At 65.5% G+C, this 14,936-nt stretch carries 14 protein-coding genes; 10 read left to right on the plus strand and 4 right to left on the minus strand.

The features are described 5' to 3' along the window. The first annotated feature begins 131 nt into the window (after window positions 1-131). Window positions 132-1,214, plus strand: coding sequence for an SRPBCC domain-containing protein (locus KHO41_RS39635; RefSeq protein ID WP_211958663.1), 1,083 nt, complete (start codon window positions 132-134; stop codon window positions 1,212-1,214). Between the two features lie 15 nt (window positions 1,215-1,229). On the opposite strand, the gene KHO41_RS39640 is transcribed toward KHO41_RS39635, so the two are convergent. The 3 genes from KHO41_RS39640 to KHO41_RS39650 form a co-directional block, all read right to left on the minus strand. Then, on the minus strand, window positions 1,230-1,733 hold the full coding sequence (locus KHO41_RS39640; RefSeq protein ID WP_211958664.1) for a DNA-deoxyinosine glycosylase: 504 nt from the start codon (window positions 1,731-1,733) through the stop codon (window positions 1,230-1,232). 311 nt (window positions 1,734-2,044) lie between these two features. Further along, window positions 2,045-3,946, minus strand: coding sequence for a molecular chaperone HtpG (gene htpG / locus KHO41_RS39645; protein WP_211958665.1), 1,902 nt, complete (start codon window positions 3,944-3,946; stop codon window positions 2,045-2,047). Between the two features lie 107 nt (window positions 3,947-4,053). Continuing rightward, window positions 4,054-5,592: an aminotransferase-like domain-containing protein gene (locus KHO41_RS39650; RefSeq protein ID WP_211958666.1), complete on the minus strand. Its 1,539-nt coding sequence runs from the start codon at window positions 5,590-5,592 to the stop codon at window positions 4,054-4,056. 84 nt (window positions 5,593-5,676) lie between these two features. Between KHO41_RS39650 and KHO41_RS39655 the strand changes: the two genes are divergently transcribed. The 8 genes from KHO41_RS39655 (at window position 5,677) to KHO41_RS39690 (ending at window position 11,538) form a co-directional block, all read left to right on the plus strand. Then, window positions 5,677-6,354, plus strand: coding sequence for a VOC family protein (locus KHO41_RS39655; RefSeq protein WP_211958667.1), 678 nt, complete (start codon window positions 5,677-5,679; stop codon window positions 6,352-6,354). A gap of 43 nt (window positions 6,355-6,397) precedes the next feature. Next, window positions 6,398-7,111 carry an alanyl-tRNA editing protein gene (locus tag KHO41_RS39660; RefSeq protein WP_211958668.1) on the plus strand — a complete coding sequence of 238 codons (714 nt, stop codon included), beginning with the start codon at window positions 6,398-6,400 and terminating at the stop codon, window positions 7,109-7,111. Between the two features lie 5 nt (window positions 7,112-7,116). Continuing rightward, window positions 7,117-7,755, plus strand: coding sequence for a LysE family translocator (locus KHO41_RS39665; RefSeq protein WP_211958669.1), 639 nt, complete (start codon window positions 7,117-7,119; stop codon window positions 7,753-7,755). 24 nt (window positions 7,756-7,779) lie between these two features. Next, window positions 7,780-8,772, plus strand: coding sequence for a DMT family transporter (locus tag KHO41_RS39670; RefSeq protein ID WP_211958670.1), 993 nt, complete (start codon window positions 7,780-7,782; stop codon window positions 8,770-8,772). An 11-nt stretch (window positions 8,773-8,783) separates the two neighbouring features. After that, the gene (locus KHO41_RS39675; RefSeq protein WP_211958671.1) at window positions 8,784-9,239 is read left to right on the plus strand and encodes a RidA family protein; all 456 of its coding nucleotides are present in this window, start codon (window positions 8,784-8,786) and stop codon (window positions 9,237-9,239) included. A 19-nt stretch (window positions 9,240-9,258) separates the two neighbouring features. Continuing rightward, on the plus strand, window positions 9,259-9,588 hold the full coding sequence (locus KHO41_RS39680) for a DHCW motif cupin fold protein (protein WP_211958672.1): 330 nt from the start codon (window positions 9,259-9,261) through the stop codon (window positions 9,586-9,588). A 43-nt stretch (window positions 9,589-9,631) separates the two neighbouring features. Beyond that, on the plus strand, window positions 9,632-10,816 hold the full coding sequence (locus tag KHO41_RS39685; RefSeq protein ID WP_211958673.1) for an aminotransferase-like domain-containing protein: 1,185 nt from the start codon (window positions 9,632-9,634) through the stop codon (window positions 10,814-10,816). 77 nt (window positions 10,817-10,893) lie between these two features. Beyond that, complete coding sequence (locus tag KHO41_RS39690; RefSeq protein WP_211958674.1) at window positions 10,894-11,538, plus strand: glutathione S-transferase family protein; 645 nt, start codon at window positions 10,894-10,896, stop codon at window positions 11,536-11,538. A 21-nt stretch (window positions 11,539-11,559) separates the two neighbouring features. Here KHO41_RS39690 and KHO41_RS39695 read toward each other — a convergent pair whose 3' ends face one another. Continuing rightward, a complete protein-coding gene (locus tag KHO41_RS39695) occupies window positions 11,560-12,207 on the minus strand; it encodes a LysE family translocator (protein ID WP_211958675.1) in 648 nt (215 codons plus the stop codon). A 374-nt stretch (window positions 12,208-12,581) separates the two neighbouring features. On the opposite strand from KHO41_RS39695, the gene KHO41_RS39700 reads away from it, so the two are divergent. Continuing rightward, the gene (locus KHO41_RS39700; RefSeq protein WP_211958676.1) at window positions 12,582-14,258 is read left to right on the plus strand and encodes an L-lactate permease; all 1,677 of its coding nucleotides are present in this window, start codon (window positions 12,582-12,584) and stop codon (window positions 14,256-14,258) included. Window positions 14,259-14,936 lie beyond the last annotated feature (678 nt).

Raw genomic sequence — 14,936 nt, forward strand, 5'->3', positions numbered from 1 at the left:
TGGGGCCAACCTCCACCTTCCTGATTCTTGTTGTGTCGCAACTCCAAGATAACAGCGGTGGGCGGTTGGCCCTTTTTGTTTCTAAGCGGTCACGCAATTCGGCGAAGAACCCGAAAAAAGGGGACCAAGTCATGACCGAAGCCGCAACATTTCATCTGGAGATGACCCGCCAGATCCGCGCGCCGCGCGAGCGGGTATTCGATGCATTTACAGACCAGGCTGCGCTGGCCGTCTGGCATTGCCCGCGCGGCATGCAGGTTCGGGAAGCCAGCGCCGACGCGCGCGTGGGCGGCCGCTACCGGCTGGTGATGGGCGCAAAGGACGGCGAGCAACACATCGTCGGCGGCGAGTATCAGGCAATCGATCGCGCCAACTTCCTGGCTTACACCTGGCAATGGGAAGGCAGCGAACTACCGGCCGGCGTGCGTACGCTGATCGAGATCACGCTGACCGACAAGGATGGCGGCACGCATCTGCATATGCGCCATTCCGGCTTCCCCGACGCAGCCACGCGCGATGCGCACGACGGTGGCTGGCAATCGGTCTTCAACAACCTCAGCGACTATCTGGATGCCGAAGGCAGCGCCGGCACGCTGACCGTCTACGGCGATGCGCGCAGCACCTACGTGCGCACGGTGCGCCTGGCGCTCGAAGAGAAAGGCGTGCGCTACACGCTCAAGCCGGTAGCGCCGCACACCGACGAACTGGTGGCCCACAACCCCTTCGGGCGCATTCCGGCATTCAGCGACGGGCCGATCGACTTCTACGAAACGCGCGCCATCCTGAGCTACGTCAACGAGGTGTTCGGTGGCCCGAACCTGATACCGCAAACCGGCCCCGCCAACCGCGCGCGCTGCGAGCAGTGGATCAGCCTGATCAACTGCCATGGCTACGATGCGATGGTGCGCCGCTATGTGCTGCAATACGTGTTCCCGAAGGGCAAGGACGGGCAGCCTGATCGCACCACCATTGATGGAGCACTGCCCGATATCGAAAAGCAACTCGATGTCCTGGAGCAGGCATACGGCGGACGCGACTTTCTGGTCGGCAATGCGTTGTCGATGGCCGACCTGTTCTTCGCGCCGATCGTCGAGTATCTGGGGCTATTCCCGGAAAGCGCGGCGATGTTGGAAACGCGGCCGAATATCCGGCGCGGGCATGCAGTCATGCGAGCGCGGCCGAGCTATGCGGCCACGCAACCGGATTTGGGATAGGCAGTTGAGTGAACGTCAGCGCGACCTGGCAGGCAGCCACGCTTGCAACGCCTGCCAGGCGCTCAGCTTTTCCGCGTAGGACCTGGTATGCGCCGGGCTGCTGGAAGGCAGCCTGACGATATGATGGCGATCGCCATGCTCGCGCAAGGCCTTCAATCCGATGCGCTCCGCTGTACCGCCATTGAACGCAATCACGGCAAGGTTCGGCAGCGAATCGATCAGGCCGATCAGGTCATTGCCGGCGTGATCGCGGATGTTGCTGTCGAGACTGCCTTCGCGCTTCGCTTCGGCCACGACATCCCATAGGCCCACGTGGTGAGCCAGCAGTGTCTGCAGGCGCAACGGATAGTCCATCTGCACCAAGTCTTCGCCGATCGTATCGCCGACCAGCCGCCAGAACTGGTTCTGCTTGTGCGCGTAATACTGACCTTGCGCCAGCGATGCCTCGCCCGGCAGGCTGCCGAGGATCAGCACCCGCGTCTCGGCATCCACCACGGGAGGAAAGCAGCGCTTCAGCATCGTCAATCGTTTTCGGTTATGTCCTTCGCCGTCATGCAGACCATAAGCAAAAAAGGCCGGTCGCCCGGCCCTTCAGATTGCTGACAAAGCTGGCGCACCAGATTGTTTGCTCCCCTCGCCCGCTTGCGGGAGAGGGGTTGGGGGAGAGGGCAGGCGCATGGCAAGCACCATGACGCCTCACTTCGTGGCAACTCCTGCCCTCTCCCCCGCCCCTCTCCCATAAATGGGAGAGGGGAGACATCATTCGCTGCTTTTGACTTTGTCAGCAACTTCAAGGGCCGGTCGCCCGGCCCTTCTCTTCACGCCCGCATTCAGGCGAGCAGCTTGTTCACGCGCTGCACATAAGCAGTGGGGTCATCCAGCATGCCGCCTTCCGCAAGCAGTGCCTGATCGAACAGCACCAGCAGGCGGTCATTGAAGCCCTCGCCTTCCGGCAGGTCGCGCAGCTTCTTCACCAGCGCGTGCTCGGGGTTCAGCTCCAGGATCGGCTGGGCGTCCGGGGCCTTCTGACCAGCTTGCTTCAGCAGGCGCTGCAGGTAGCCGCTCATGTCGCCTTCATCCGAGACCAGGCACGATGCCGACGCGGTCAGGCGCAGCGTCACCCGCACGTCCTTGGCCTTGCCTTCGAGCACGGTCTTGGCGCGGGCGACCACGTCCTTCCATTCGGTTTCGGCCTTTTCCTGCTCGGCCTTTTCGGCTTCGTCAGCGAGGCTGCCGAGGTCCAGGTCGCCGCGGGCCACCGAAACCAGTTCCTTGCCGTCGAAGTCTCGCAGGAACGACAGCATCCATTCGTCGACGCGATCGGTCAGCAGCAGGACTTCGATGCCCTTCTTGCGGAACACTTCAAGGTGCGGACTGTTCTTGGCTGCGCCCCAGGTGTCGGCGGTAACGTAGTAGATCTTGTCCTGGCCTTCCTTCATCCGGCCGACGTACGCAGCCAGCGAGACGCTCTGCTCGGCGGTGTCGTTCTGCGTCGAGGCAAAGCGCAGCAGCTTGGCGATGCGTTCCTGGTTGGCGTTGTCTTCGCCCAGGCCTTCCTTGAGCGCCTGGCCGAACTGCTGCCAAAAGGTCGTGTACTTGGCGCGCTCGGCTTCGTCTTCGCTGTCGGCCAGCGATTCGAGCATCGACAGCACGCGCTTGGTGCTGCCTTCGCGGATCGCCTTGACGTCGCGGCTTTCCTGCAGCAGTTCGCGCGAGACGTTCAGCGGCAGGTCGGCGGAATCGATCACGCCCTTGACCCAGCGCAGGTACGACGGCAGCAGTTGCTCGGCATCGTCCATGATGAACACGCGCTTCACGTAGAGCTTGAGGCCGTGCTTGTGGTTGCGATCCCACAGGTCGAACGGCGCGCGCGCCGGGATGTACAGCAGCTGCGTGTATTCGCTGCGGCCTTCGACGCGGTTGTGCGTCCAGGACAGCGGCGCCTCGTTGTCGTGCGCGATGTGCTGGTAGAACGCGGTGTACTGCTCGTCGGTGATGTCCGACTTCGAACGCGTCCACAGCGCGCTGGCCTGGTTGACGCTTTCCCACTCGTCGGTGCGCTTGTAGGCGCTGGTGTCGGCATCCCACACTTCCTTGGGCATGCGGATCGGCAGCGAGATGTGGTCCGAGTACTTCTGGATGATGCTCTTCAGGCGCCAGGCCGACAGGAAATCGTCCTCGCCTTCGCGCATGTGCAGCGTGATGGTGGTGCCGCGCTCGGCGCGCGTGATGGCGTCGACGGTGAACTCGCCGTCGCCGGTGCTTTCCCAGCGCACGGCTTCGTCGGCGGCCACGCCAGCGCGGCGCGTTTCGACGGTGACCTTGTCGGCCACGATAAAGGCCGAGTAGAAGCCCACGCCGAACTGGCCGATCAGCGCGGCGTCCTTCTGCTGGTCGCCGGAAAGCTGCTGGAAGAATTCCTTGGTACCCGAACGGGCGATGGTGCCGAGGTTGCGGATGGCCTCGTCGCGGCTCATGCCGATGCCGTTGTCGGTAATCTTCAGCGTGCGGGCGGTGGTGTCGGCCTCGATGCGGATGGCCAGGTCGGCGTCGTTCTCGAGCAGGGAGGGGTTCGCGATCGCCTCGAAGCGCAGCTTGTCAGTGGCGTCCGAAGCATTCGAGACCAGCTCGCGCAGGAAAATTTCCTTGTTGCTGTACAGCGAGTGGATCATCAGGTGCAGCAGTTGCTTCACTTCCGCCTGGAAGCTCATCGTTTCGTGCGGTGCGGTCATGGTTCTCCTCTTCGAATCCGGTAAATCTGGGAATTAGGGTCTGGCGCGTCGCCAATGCCACTCGAAATAGGGTCGCTACTGGCGGATTTCAAGACCCCGCCGCCCCCTCAGAGCCGTTCGAGCTGCCGCGACAGGAAATCCAGCACCTCCGGGTCCCCGCTGCTGGTGACGTTGAAGCGCATCCAGCCCGACGGCATCTGTGATGGCGAAAACAGGCTGCCGGGTGCAAACAGGTAGCCTTTCTCGTGCCCGGCCGTGGCGATGGCATTGGTATCGCGGCCGGTATCGGCCCACAGGTACATGCCCGCGTGCTGCCCCGGGAACAGGCGCAGGCCACGACGCTCCAGCTCGCGCCGGGTTTCGTCGCGGGCCCGGTCCAGCCGCCCGCGCACGCGCTCCACGTGCTTGCGGTAGTGGCCTTCGGTCAGCACCTTGTACAGCACGCGTTCGTTGATCTCGGGCGTGGCCAGCCCCGCCAGCAGCTTGCTGTCGGTCAGCGTCGCGGCCAGTTCCGGATGGGCGGCGATGAAGCCGACACGCAGGTTGGCGGCGAGCGTCTTGGAAAAGCTCCCCAGATAGATCACGCGGCGAAGCTGGTCCAGGCTCGCCAGGCGCGTGGCGGCATGGCCCGGCGGGCACAGGTCGCAGTAGATATCGTCCTCGACGATCAGGAAGTCGTACTGCTCCGCCATCTGCAGCAGCCGGAACGCCTTGGCCGCCGACAGCGAGGTGCCGGTCGGGTTGTGCAGCACCGAGTTGATGACGAAGAGCCGCGGCCGGTGCGCCTGGACGATGCGTTCCAGCGCCTCAAGGTCCGGCCCTTCCGCCGTATAGGGCACGCCGATCACCTGTGCGCCTTGTGCGGCGAAGCGTCCGAACATCACGAACCAGGCCGGATCGCCGACCAGCACGGTGTCGCAGGGGCGCAGGTAGAGCCGCGCGATCAGGTCCAGCGCCTGCGTGATGCCCGACGTCAGTACGATCTGGTCCGCCGTGGCGCCGATCTCCAATTCCTCGAGCCGCGTGCGCAGTTGCTGGCGCAGCGGCAGGAAGCCCTGCGGCGTACCGCTGGCCAGGAAGTGGTTGCCGGGCTGGCGGCCGAGCCCGCGCAGCGCGCTGGCAATCAGTTCGCCATCGAGCCATTCGTTGGGCAGGAAGCCGAGGCCGGGCGCCTTGTGGGTCTCGGCGGTATGGAACATGCTGCGCAGCAGCCAGGTCACGTCGATATTGCGCGCGGCCACTGCAACCGGGGCCACGGGCACGGCCGAGGCCTGCGCCACGCGCTCGCGCACGTAGAAGCCCGAGCCGCGGCGCGATTCCAGGTAGCCGAGCGCCACCAGGCGTTCGTACGCCTCCACCACGGTGAAGCGGGAAATCCCCTTTTCCTGCGCGAGCTGCCGGATCGACGGCATGCGCATGCCCGCGCGGAATACGCGCTCGTCGATGCGCATGCGGGCCCATTCGGTCAGTTGCTCGACCAGCGTCATCTGCGCCGACGGCACTGGGTCCGGCATGCGTTCCGTGCTGCCCGCCGCGCCTGGCGGCACGACCAGCCGCAGGCCGCGCGCCGGGGAATCCTGCAAGCCGCCTCCGCTATCCTTGCGGTCTGGCGTGGCCGGTGAATCCTGCTGCTGGCTGCCGTCCATGTGGTGCTCCTGCAACTGTACTGAATACGATCCGCATAACTGTACCGGTACTGTACCGACTACCTTGTCTACCATCAAGCCACGATGAAGCTCGCTCTCGATCACCTCGTCATTGCTGCCCAGACGCTCGACGCCGGCACGGAATACGTCGCCGACGTGTTGGGCATCGCCCCTCAGGGGGGCGGCGCCCATGCGGCCATGGGCACGCACAACCGCGTGCTCGGCCTGTTCGGCGGCATGTATCTCGAAGTGATCGCCATTGACCCGGCTGCCCCGGCGCCGCAGCGTCCGCGCTGGTTCGGACTCGATAGCGACAGTGTGCGCGAGCGCCTGCAAGCCGGCCCATACCTGTTGCACTGGGCCGCACGCGTGGAACGCCCCGCGGACCTGTCGCGCTGGCAGGCGCAGTATCCCGATCGGATTGCGCCGGTGATTCCGATGCAGCGCAGCGACCTGCGCTGGCGCATCACGGTGCCGGAAGACGGCAGCCTGCCCGCGTGGCAAGGCGAGGCGGCGAGCGCGGGCGACGGCCTGCTGCCAAGCCTGATCCAGTGGGATGTGTCCCCGCATCCGGGCGCGAGCCTGCCGCGGCAGGACCTGGCGCTGCGCAAGCTCACCGGCCGTCATCCGAACGCGGAACTCCTGCGCCAGGGCCTCGCGTGGCTCGGCGCGGAACCGCTGATCACGATCGAGCAGGCCGACGGCCCGCCAGCGCTCATCGCCGAGATCGAAACGCCCCAGGGCATCCGCACCCTGCGCTAGGCACCAGACATCAACAAGAACAAGACCACGGAGACACCCACCGATGACCGTCACCCGCAAACGCTTCGACGACGATCCCTATCTCGACCATTGCAGCGCCACGGTGCTGGCAGTGAGCGATGCCGGCATCGAACTCGACGAGACCATCTGCTATGCGCGCAGCGGCGGACAGGCCGGCGACACGGCCACACTGACGCTCGAGGACGGACGCACCGTCACGATTGCCGACACCGTCTACGCCGACGACCGCGCCCGCATCCTGCATGTTCCGGCGGAAGGCACGGAGCTGCCGCGCGTGGGCGAGCGCGTCACGGTCACCATCGACTGGGAACGCCGCCACCGGCTGATGCGGCTGCACACGTGCCTGCACCTGCTTGGCTCGCTGATCCCTGTGCCGGTGACGGGCTGCGGTATCTCGCCGGATTCGGCACGCATCGACTTCGACCTGCCCGAATCGACGCTCGACAAGGCCGTGCTGACCGAACAGCTCAACGCGCTGATCCGCGCCAATACGGCAATACGCATTACGCTGATCACGCCGCAGGAACTGGCCGCCCAGCCGGAACTCGTGCGCACGATCGGCGCCGCGCCGCCAGCCGGTACCAGCAGCATCCGCATCGTCGAGATTCCGGGCGTGGATCGTCAGCCTTGCGGTGGCACGCATGTGGCCAACACCAGCGAGATCGGCGCGGTGGTGGTCACCAAGATCGAGAAGAAGAGCCGCACCAACCGGCGCGTGGTCGTCAATTTCGCCTGACCGCCATGACCGGAGATTTCCTGACCGGCCTGTCGGCCGCGCAATTCCTTGCACTCATTACGCTGCTGGCGGTGGGTTCGTTCACGCCCGGGCCTAACACCACGATCGCGGCAGTGACGGGCGCGAATTTCGGGCTGCGTGCGACGCTGCCCCATTGCGTGGGCGTGGCGTTCGGCTTTGCCAGCATCCTCGCGCTGTGCGCGGTGGGGGTCGGCGCGCTGATCCTGAGCAATCCGGCACTCGCCACCATCGTGCACATGGCCGGGGTCGGCTACCTGCTGTGGCTCGCGGCAAAGCTCGCGCGCAGCACGGTGCTGGCGGAGAAACAGGTGCTGCGCCCGCTCAACGTGTGGCAGTCGGCCGTGCTGCAGTACGCCAACATCAAGGCGTGGATGATGGCGCTCGCCACGGCGGCGTCGTACATGGCCGGCGCGCCGTCGCCCGCGCAGCGCGTGCTGCTGGTGTGCACGACGTTCGGCATGTTCGGCTTCGTCAGCAACAGCGTGTACGGCGTGCTTGGGGCATCGCTGCGGCAATGGCTGATGCAGGGCAACCGCGTGCGCTGGTTCAACCGCGCCATGGGGCTGGCATTGGCGCTGACTGCCGTGTGGATCGCCGTCAGCGTGCGGCCGGCGACGGCCTGATCTGATTCCTGCCCCGATACGACCATGACTGCTCCGCACACAAACACCACCCCGCATTCGCCGCATTCCGGCGGCATGCTGCTGGGCTTTATCGGCGTGGCCATCTTCAGCCAGACGCTGCCGTTCACACGCATGGCCGTGGCCGAACTCGACGCCACGTTCGTCGCACTAGCCCGCGCCGTGATCGCGGCCGTGCTGGCGCTGGCACTGCTCGGCATGCGCGGCGCGCTGGACGCCAAGCGCCGTCCGCGCGGAACCCAGTGGGCCCGGCTTGCGGTGACGGCGCTGGGTGTCGTGGTTGGTTTCCCGGTGTTCTCGTCGCTGGCCATGCGTGAGGTGCCGTCGAGCCATGGCGCCATCGTGATCGGCCTGCTGCCGCTGGCCACCGCGGTGTTCGCCGCGTGGTTCGGGCGCGAACGGCCATCCGTGGCTTTCTGGCTGTCGGCCATCGCCGGCAGCGCGCTCGTCCTCGGCTTTGCCGTATGGCAGGGAGCGGGTGCGCTGCAGCATGCCGATTGGTACCTGTTCGGCGCCGTGGTGCTGGGTGCGCTCGGCTATGCCGAAGGCGGCAAGCTGTCGCGTGAACTCGGTGGACTCGAAACCATCAGCTGGGCGCTGGTGGTGTCGCTGCCGGTGCTGCTGCCTGTGGTCGGCTGGCTTGGCTGGCGCGACAGCGCCGCGCTTGCCGCCGCGTCGCCGCGTGCCTGGCTTGGCATGGCCTATGTGTCGGTGTTCTCGATGTTCATCGGCTTCCTGTTCTGGTACGCGGGGCTGGCAAAAGGCGGCGTCGCGCGTGTCGGGCAGATACAATTGCTGCAGCCGTTCCTGACGCTCGCGGGCGGCGCCGTGTTGCTGGCCGAGCCGCTCGACCCGGCCACCATCGCCTTCGCGGTGGCCGTGATTGCCGTGGTGGCCCTGGGCCGCCGCGCCGCCGTGCAACAGGCGGCCCCGATGACAAACGCGGGCATCGGACCCGCTGCGAAAACACCCCCCGTCCTCACCGAACGCCCTCACTGACAGGAGATCACATGTCCGTTTATGACACCCTTGCACGCCTCGGCGTGGAACTGCCCACCGCCGGCGCCCCTGCCGCCGCCTACGTCATGGCCGCGCAGACCGGCAACACCGTTTTCCTGTCGGGCCACATCGCCCGCAAGGACGGCAAGGTATGGGCCGGCAAGCTGGGCAAGGACATCGACACCGAGTCCGGCAAGGCTGCCGCGCGCTCCATTGCGATCGACCTGCTGGCCACGCTGCACGCGCATGTCGGTGACCTGAACCGCGTCACGCGCATCGTCAAGGTGATGAGCCTGGTGAACTCGACGCAGGAGTACACCGAGCAGCATCTGGTCACGAACGGTTGTTCGGAATTCCTGGCCGAAGTCTTCGGCGACAAGGGCAAGCATGCACGCAGCGCGTTCGGCGTGGCGCAGATCCCGCTGGGCGCCTGCGTCGAAATCGAGATGATCGTCGAAGTGAACTGACCGGCCGGGCCGTTCCGCCATGCGCATCGATAACCTGCCCTTCGGCACCACCGACTGGTCCGCGGTCGAGCCCACGCGCCACCCCGGCGAACGGGGCGAGGCGCTGTGGCGCACGCGCCAGTTCGGCGATATCCGCGTGCGCATGGTCGAGTACTCGGCCGGCTACCTTGCGGACCACTGGTGCAGCAAGGGGCATATCCTGTTCGTGCTGGACGGCGAACTGCATACCGAGCTGGAAGACGGCCGCCAGTTCGTGCTCCGCGCGGGCATGAGCTATCAGGTGGCCGACCAGGCGGAACCGCACCGATCGTCCACGCCGACCGGTGCGAGACTATTTATCGTTGACTGAGCCGCCCGCCAGGCGGCTCTCCCCCAGAGAAAAGAGAAACATCATGACATGGGCCATCTCCCGCCGGGCGCAGCAACTGACCAGCTCGGCTATCCGCGAAATCCTGAAGGTCACCGAGCGTCCGGAAGTCATTTCCTTCGCCGGCGGCCTGCCCTCGCCGGCGTCGTTCCCGGTAGCGGCCATGGAGGCGGCGACGGCCCGTGTATTTGCCGACAACCCTGCCGCCGCGCTGCAGTACGCAGCAACCGAAGGCTACCTGCCGCTGCGCGAGTTCATCGCCAAGCGCCATAACGTGGGCGTAGAGCGCGTGCTGATCACCACCGGTTCGCAGCAGGCGCTGGACCTGATCGCCAAGGTGCTGATCGACCCGGGCAGCAAGGTGCTCGTGGAAACGCCGAGCTACCTTGGCGCGCTGCAGGCGTTCTCGCTGTTCGAGCCGGAGTTCACGTCGGTGCCGACGGACGAAAGCGGCCTGAAGCCGGAAGCGCTGACCGCGGAGCTGACCGCTGGCGCGCGCTTCCTCTACGCCCTGCCCAACTTCCAGAACCCGACCGGCCGCCGGCTGCCGCTGGAGCGCCGCCAGGCGCTGGTGGCACGCGCGAAGGAACTGGGCGTGCTGATCGTAGAAGACGATCCGTACGGCGAACTGAGCTACACCGGCGACCAGTTGCCGACGCTGCTGTCGATGAACCCCGACGGCGTGATCTACATGGGCTCGTTCTCGAAGATCCTGGCGCCGGGTCTGCGCCTCGGCTTCGTGATCGCGCCGCCGGAACTCCATTTCAAGCTGTGCCAGGCCAAGCAGGCTTCGGACCTGCACACCCCCACCTTCACGCAGCGCGTGGCCTATGAGACCGTGCGCGACGGGCTGCTGGATCGCCACATCCCGACCATCCGCGAGCTGTACGGCAAGCAGTGCAAGGTCATGCTCGACGCGCTGGCGCGGCACATGCCCGAAGGCGTAAGCTGGAATGCACCCGAAGGCGGCATGTTCATCTGGGTACAGCTGCCCCAGGGCCTGGACAGCATGGCTATCCTGGAAGAAGCGGTGAAACGCAATGTGGCTTATGTGCCGGGTGCGCCGTTCTATGCGAGCAACCCGCAGCGCAACACGCTGCGCCTGGCGTTCGTCACGGTGCCGCCCGAACGCATCGAGCAGGGTGTGGCGATCCTTGGCACGCTGTTCCGCGAAGCCATCGCCGCGGCACCGCAGGCCCGCGCTGCCTGAGAGGCCACACCAAGGTGTAACACTGCAGTGCAACAATAAGCGAAACAGCCAACGCAAAAGATCAGGGGAGAATCTTCATGCTGCGGATCTGGGGTCGACTGTCGTCGATCAACGTACAGAAAGTGGTCTGGTGCGCGCGCGAGCTGCACCTGGACCATGAACGCGTGGACATCGGCATCAGCCAGGGCGATCTGGATACTGAAGCCTATGTCCGCCTCAACCCCAACCGGCAGATCCCGGTGATCGAGGATTTCCGGGGCACGGATGTGGGCGGCGAGCCCTTCGTGCTGTGGGAATCGAATGCGATCGTGCGCTACCTGTGCGCGCAGTACGGCGAGGGCACGCTGTGGCCCGAAGACGTCAAGGCGCGCGCCTCGGCCGACCGGTGGATGGACTGGCAGACCACCACCTTCAGTCCGGCCATGGTCACCGCCTTCCTGAACATGGTTCGCGTTCCGACCGAACAGCGCGACGAGGCGGCGATTGCCGCATCGTGCAGGCGCACCGAACCGCTGGCCGCGCTGCTCGACAAGGCGCTGGCCGGCCGCGAGTTCATCGGCGGCGACCGCTTCACCATGGCGGACATCTCGCTGGCCTGCGCGGCGCACCGCTGGATGGGCACACCGGTTCCGCATGAGCCGCGTCCCGAGCTCGAGCGCTGGCTGAGCGCCATGCGCGCCCGCCCCGCCGCAGGCGGCATCCTGGAACTGCCGCTGCGCTGACGGCGCGGCGGCAAGTCTCCTTTACTTCGCGGCGCGCGATCCCGACGCCGCCGTGAACACACCCAATCCGATAAACGCCGCTGCCGTCAGGTAGCGGCCCGCTGCGCGTGCACGCCCTGCCCTGCGCAGCGCCGGCATGACGGCTGCCGCGGCGGTCACGTAGCAGATGTCGGTAGTGGCCGCGATCAGCACGAAACCAATGCCTAGCGCCAGGCTCTGCGCCAGCGCGGACCCGGCCGGGTTCATGAACTGCGGCAGGAAGGCGGCAAAGAAAATGGCCGTCTTGGGATTGAGCAAGGCCACCACGAAACCATCGCGGAGCACCTGGCGCAATGGCCGCGCCGGCGGCGGCGTGTCCGTGGCAACCGCCGGCGCTGCACGCAAGGTGCGGATGCCAAGCCAGATCAGATACGCGGCCCCCGCGTACTTCACCACCGTAAAGGCCAGCGCCGAGACCGAGAACAACACCGCCAGCCCGAGCGCGGCGCCAGCCGCGTTGCCGAGATTACCCAGCGCCACCGCGCCCACGGACGCCAGCCCTGCGCGACGTCCCTGCGCGAGCGTGCGCGTCACGATATAGACGACGGCAGGCCCCGGCGTTACCGCCAGCGCAAGGCTGGCCAGCACGAAAGCGCCAAGCAGCGGCCAGGGAGGAAGAAATTCGGGCATGAGGAGTCTCCTGCTTTTTGTTTGTCGTTTCCGCGATCACCAGAAAAACAGACTACGCAGCGCGTACACGGTTGCCAAGCGACATTATGCGCATCGTCTGGTTGGCATACATTTCTAATAGGCGCCGTTTAGAGTACTCTGGCCCTAGGACAGCACGTGCGCCATGCTGCCCCCAGGCAAACCCTGATCCCTGAATCCGGTTCATGTATGCCATGACCGGATTTAAGGCGGCGCGGCGGGAACCCATCCTTACAATCCTTGTTCGACTCACGTGTGCGGTTGACGCCGCACGTCTGTACGCGTTGTACAACGGCAGCCCAGGGCACGGAGATCGCCCGGGACGCCCGAGCCAAACCTGAGGAGGATTATCAATCGTGTGGAGTCAAGTCTATGACCCGCTAGGCAATATGGCGCTGTCGACCATTGCCGCGGGTGTCCCGGTGGCCGTGCTGCTTGCAGCGCTGGCGTTCTTTCACATGCAGGCCCACCTGGCCGCCGGCCTGGCGCTGGTGGTGGGCGTGGTGGTTGCTGCCTCAGTCTTCGGCATGCCCGCAGCCATGGCCGGCAAGGCCGCCGGCCTCGGTATTGTCTCGGGCCTGTTCCCGATTGGCTGGATCGTTCTCAACATCATCTTCCTGCACCGGCTGACGACGCTGAACGGGTCATTCAAGGTGTTGCAGAACTCGATCTCCGGCGTGACCGAAGACCGTCGCCTGCAGCTGCTGCTGGTGGCGTTCAGCTTCGGTGCCTTCTTTGAAGGCGCGGCCGGCTTCGGCACGCCGGTGGCCGTGACCGGTGCCATCCTGATCGGTCTGGGCTTCTCGCCGCTGGCCGCCTCGGGCCTGGCGCTGATCGCCAACACCGCGCCGGTGGCCTTCGGCGCGCTAGGTGCCCCGATCATCGGGCTGTCGTCGGTGACCGGCATCGACCAGGTCACCCTGTCGGCCATGATCGGCCGCCAGTTGCCCTTCTTCTCGGTGCTGGTGCCGTTCTGGCTGATCTGGGCCTTTGCGGGCTTCCGCGGCATGCTCGCCATCTGGCCGGCGATCCTGGTCGCGGGCGTGACCTTCGCGGTGCCGCAGTTCCTGGTCTCGAACTTCCACGGCCCGTGGCTGGTGGACGTGATCTCGTCGCTGATCTCGATGGGCTGCCTGACGATGTTCCTGAAGATCTGGCAACCGAAGGAAATCTGGACGTCGACCAAGATCCTGGGCCGCCACGATGACTCCAAGGTCGACCACCCCGAGGCACTGGCCGCTGACGCTGCGGCCAGTGCCGCCTCGGCCGGCATCTCGGTCGCCAAGGCCTGGCTGCCGTGGATCATCCTGACCGTCTTCGTGTTCGTCTGGGGCATCCCCGAGTTCAAGAAGTTCATGGATAACCTGTGGGCGTTCAAGTTCCCGATCCCGGGCCTGGACAAGGCGATCATCAAGCATCCGCCGGTCACGCCGAAGGAAATCGCCGAACCGGCGGTGTTCCTGTTCAACGTGCTGTCGATGGCGGGTACCGGCATCCTGGTCTCGGCCATTCTTGGCGGCCTGCTGATGGGCTACTCGGTGCCGCGCCTGGTCAAGGAATACTGGGAGACCATCAAGCTGACCAAGTTCTCGCTGCTGACCATCAGCGCGATGTTCGGCATCGGCTACCTGACCCGCTACTCCGGGCTGGACGCGACGCTGGGCCTGGCCTTCGCGCAGACCGGCGTGTTTTACCCGCTGTTCGGCACCATGCTGGGCTGGCTGGGGGTGGCGCTGACGGGTTCGGACACCGCGTCCAACGTGCTGTTCGGCGGTTTGCAGAAGACCACGGCCGAGCAGCTTGGCCTGTCTCCGGTGCTGATGGCCGCGGCCAACAGCTCAGGCGGCGTGATGGGCAAGATGATCGACGCGCAATCCATTGTGGTCGCCTCCACGGCGACCAAGTGGTATGGGCATGAAGGGGACATCCTGCGCTACGTGTTCTTCCATTCGATCGCGCTGGCGATTCTGGTGGGTATTTTCGTCACGCTGCAGGCGTATGTGGAGCCGTTCACGCATATGGTTATTCATTGACCTTGCCATCCCGAAGACCCGGCAGCTGTTTCACCAGCCCCCATGCAGCCCCGCTCCAGCGGGGCTGTTTTTTTGGGTCATCGCCGCATTGCGGGGGTGGCGTGCTTGGCAGGCGCGGCTGTTTCGCCGGCGTAGCCGGCGAGTCACTTTTGTCCGAGCGACAAAAGTAACCAAAAACGCGTTCTGGTTGCCCCAAAGGGGCGAATTTTTATCGTAGTGTGCTGAGGGTGTTGTACGGGTATGGGCTTCAGAGTGAATTACGCTGCCTGCCGCGTGGGGCACCACCGTGGGTAGAAATACAGCGCTGATTGAACGAGCCCTGCAAGCGTCTGTGGCCCCTGCTGCCAGCGGTATCGTGTGATCGCCTTCGGCTGCGCTACGCGCAGAGTCCTAGTCTGAGCGCGTGGGCCCAGGGCAAACCACGCCTCGGTGACGATGCCTGCCAATGCATGCGCGGAGTAGAGAGAGGGTCGAGAAGAATGCAGACCTTGGCGCCAGCGAGGTTGATCAGCTCGCCTCCCGACGACGCCGTGCGCGCAGCGCAGCCGAAGGCGTCCCACCACTGATCTCATTGAAACGCTGTACCCGAGTCCGTCTTGGGGATCGTCCAAAAGCCGTGCCGCGTCAGGCACAGGTTCTGACTCACATAGCGTAGCAGGGTCGAACGGCCGACCACCA

Source organism: Cupriavidus numazuensis, assembly GCF_905397435.1.
In the GTDB taxonomy this organism is placed as follows: Bacteria; Pseudomonadota; Gammaproteobacteria; order Burkholderiales; family Burkholderiaceae; genus Cupriavidus; species Cupriavidus numazuensis.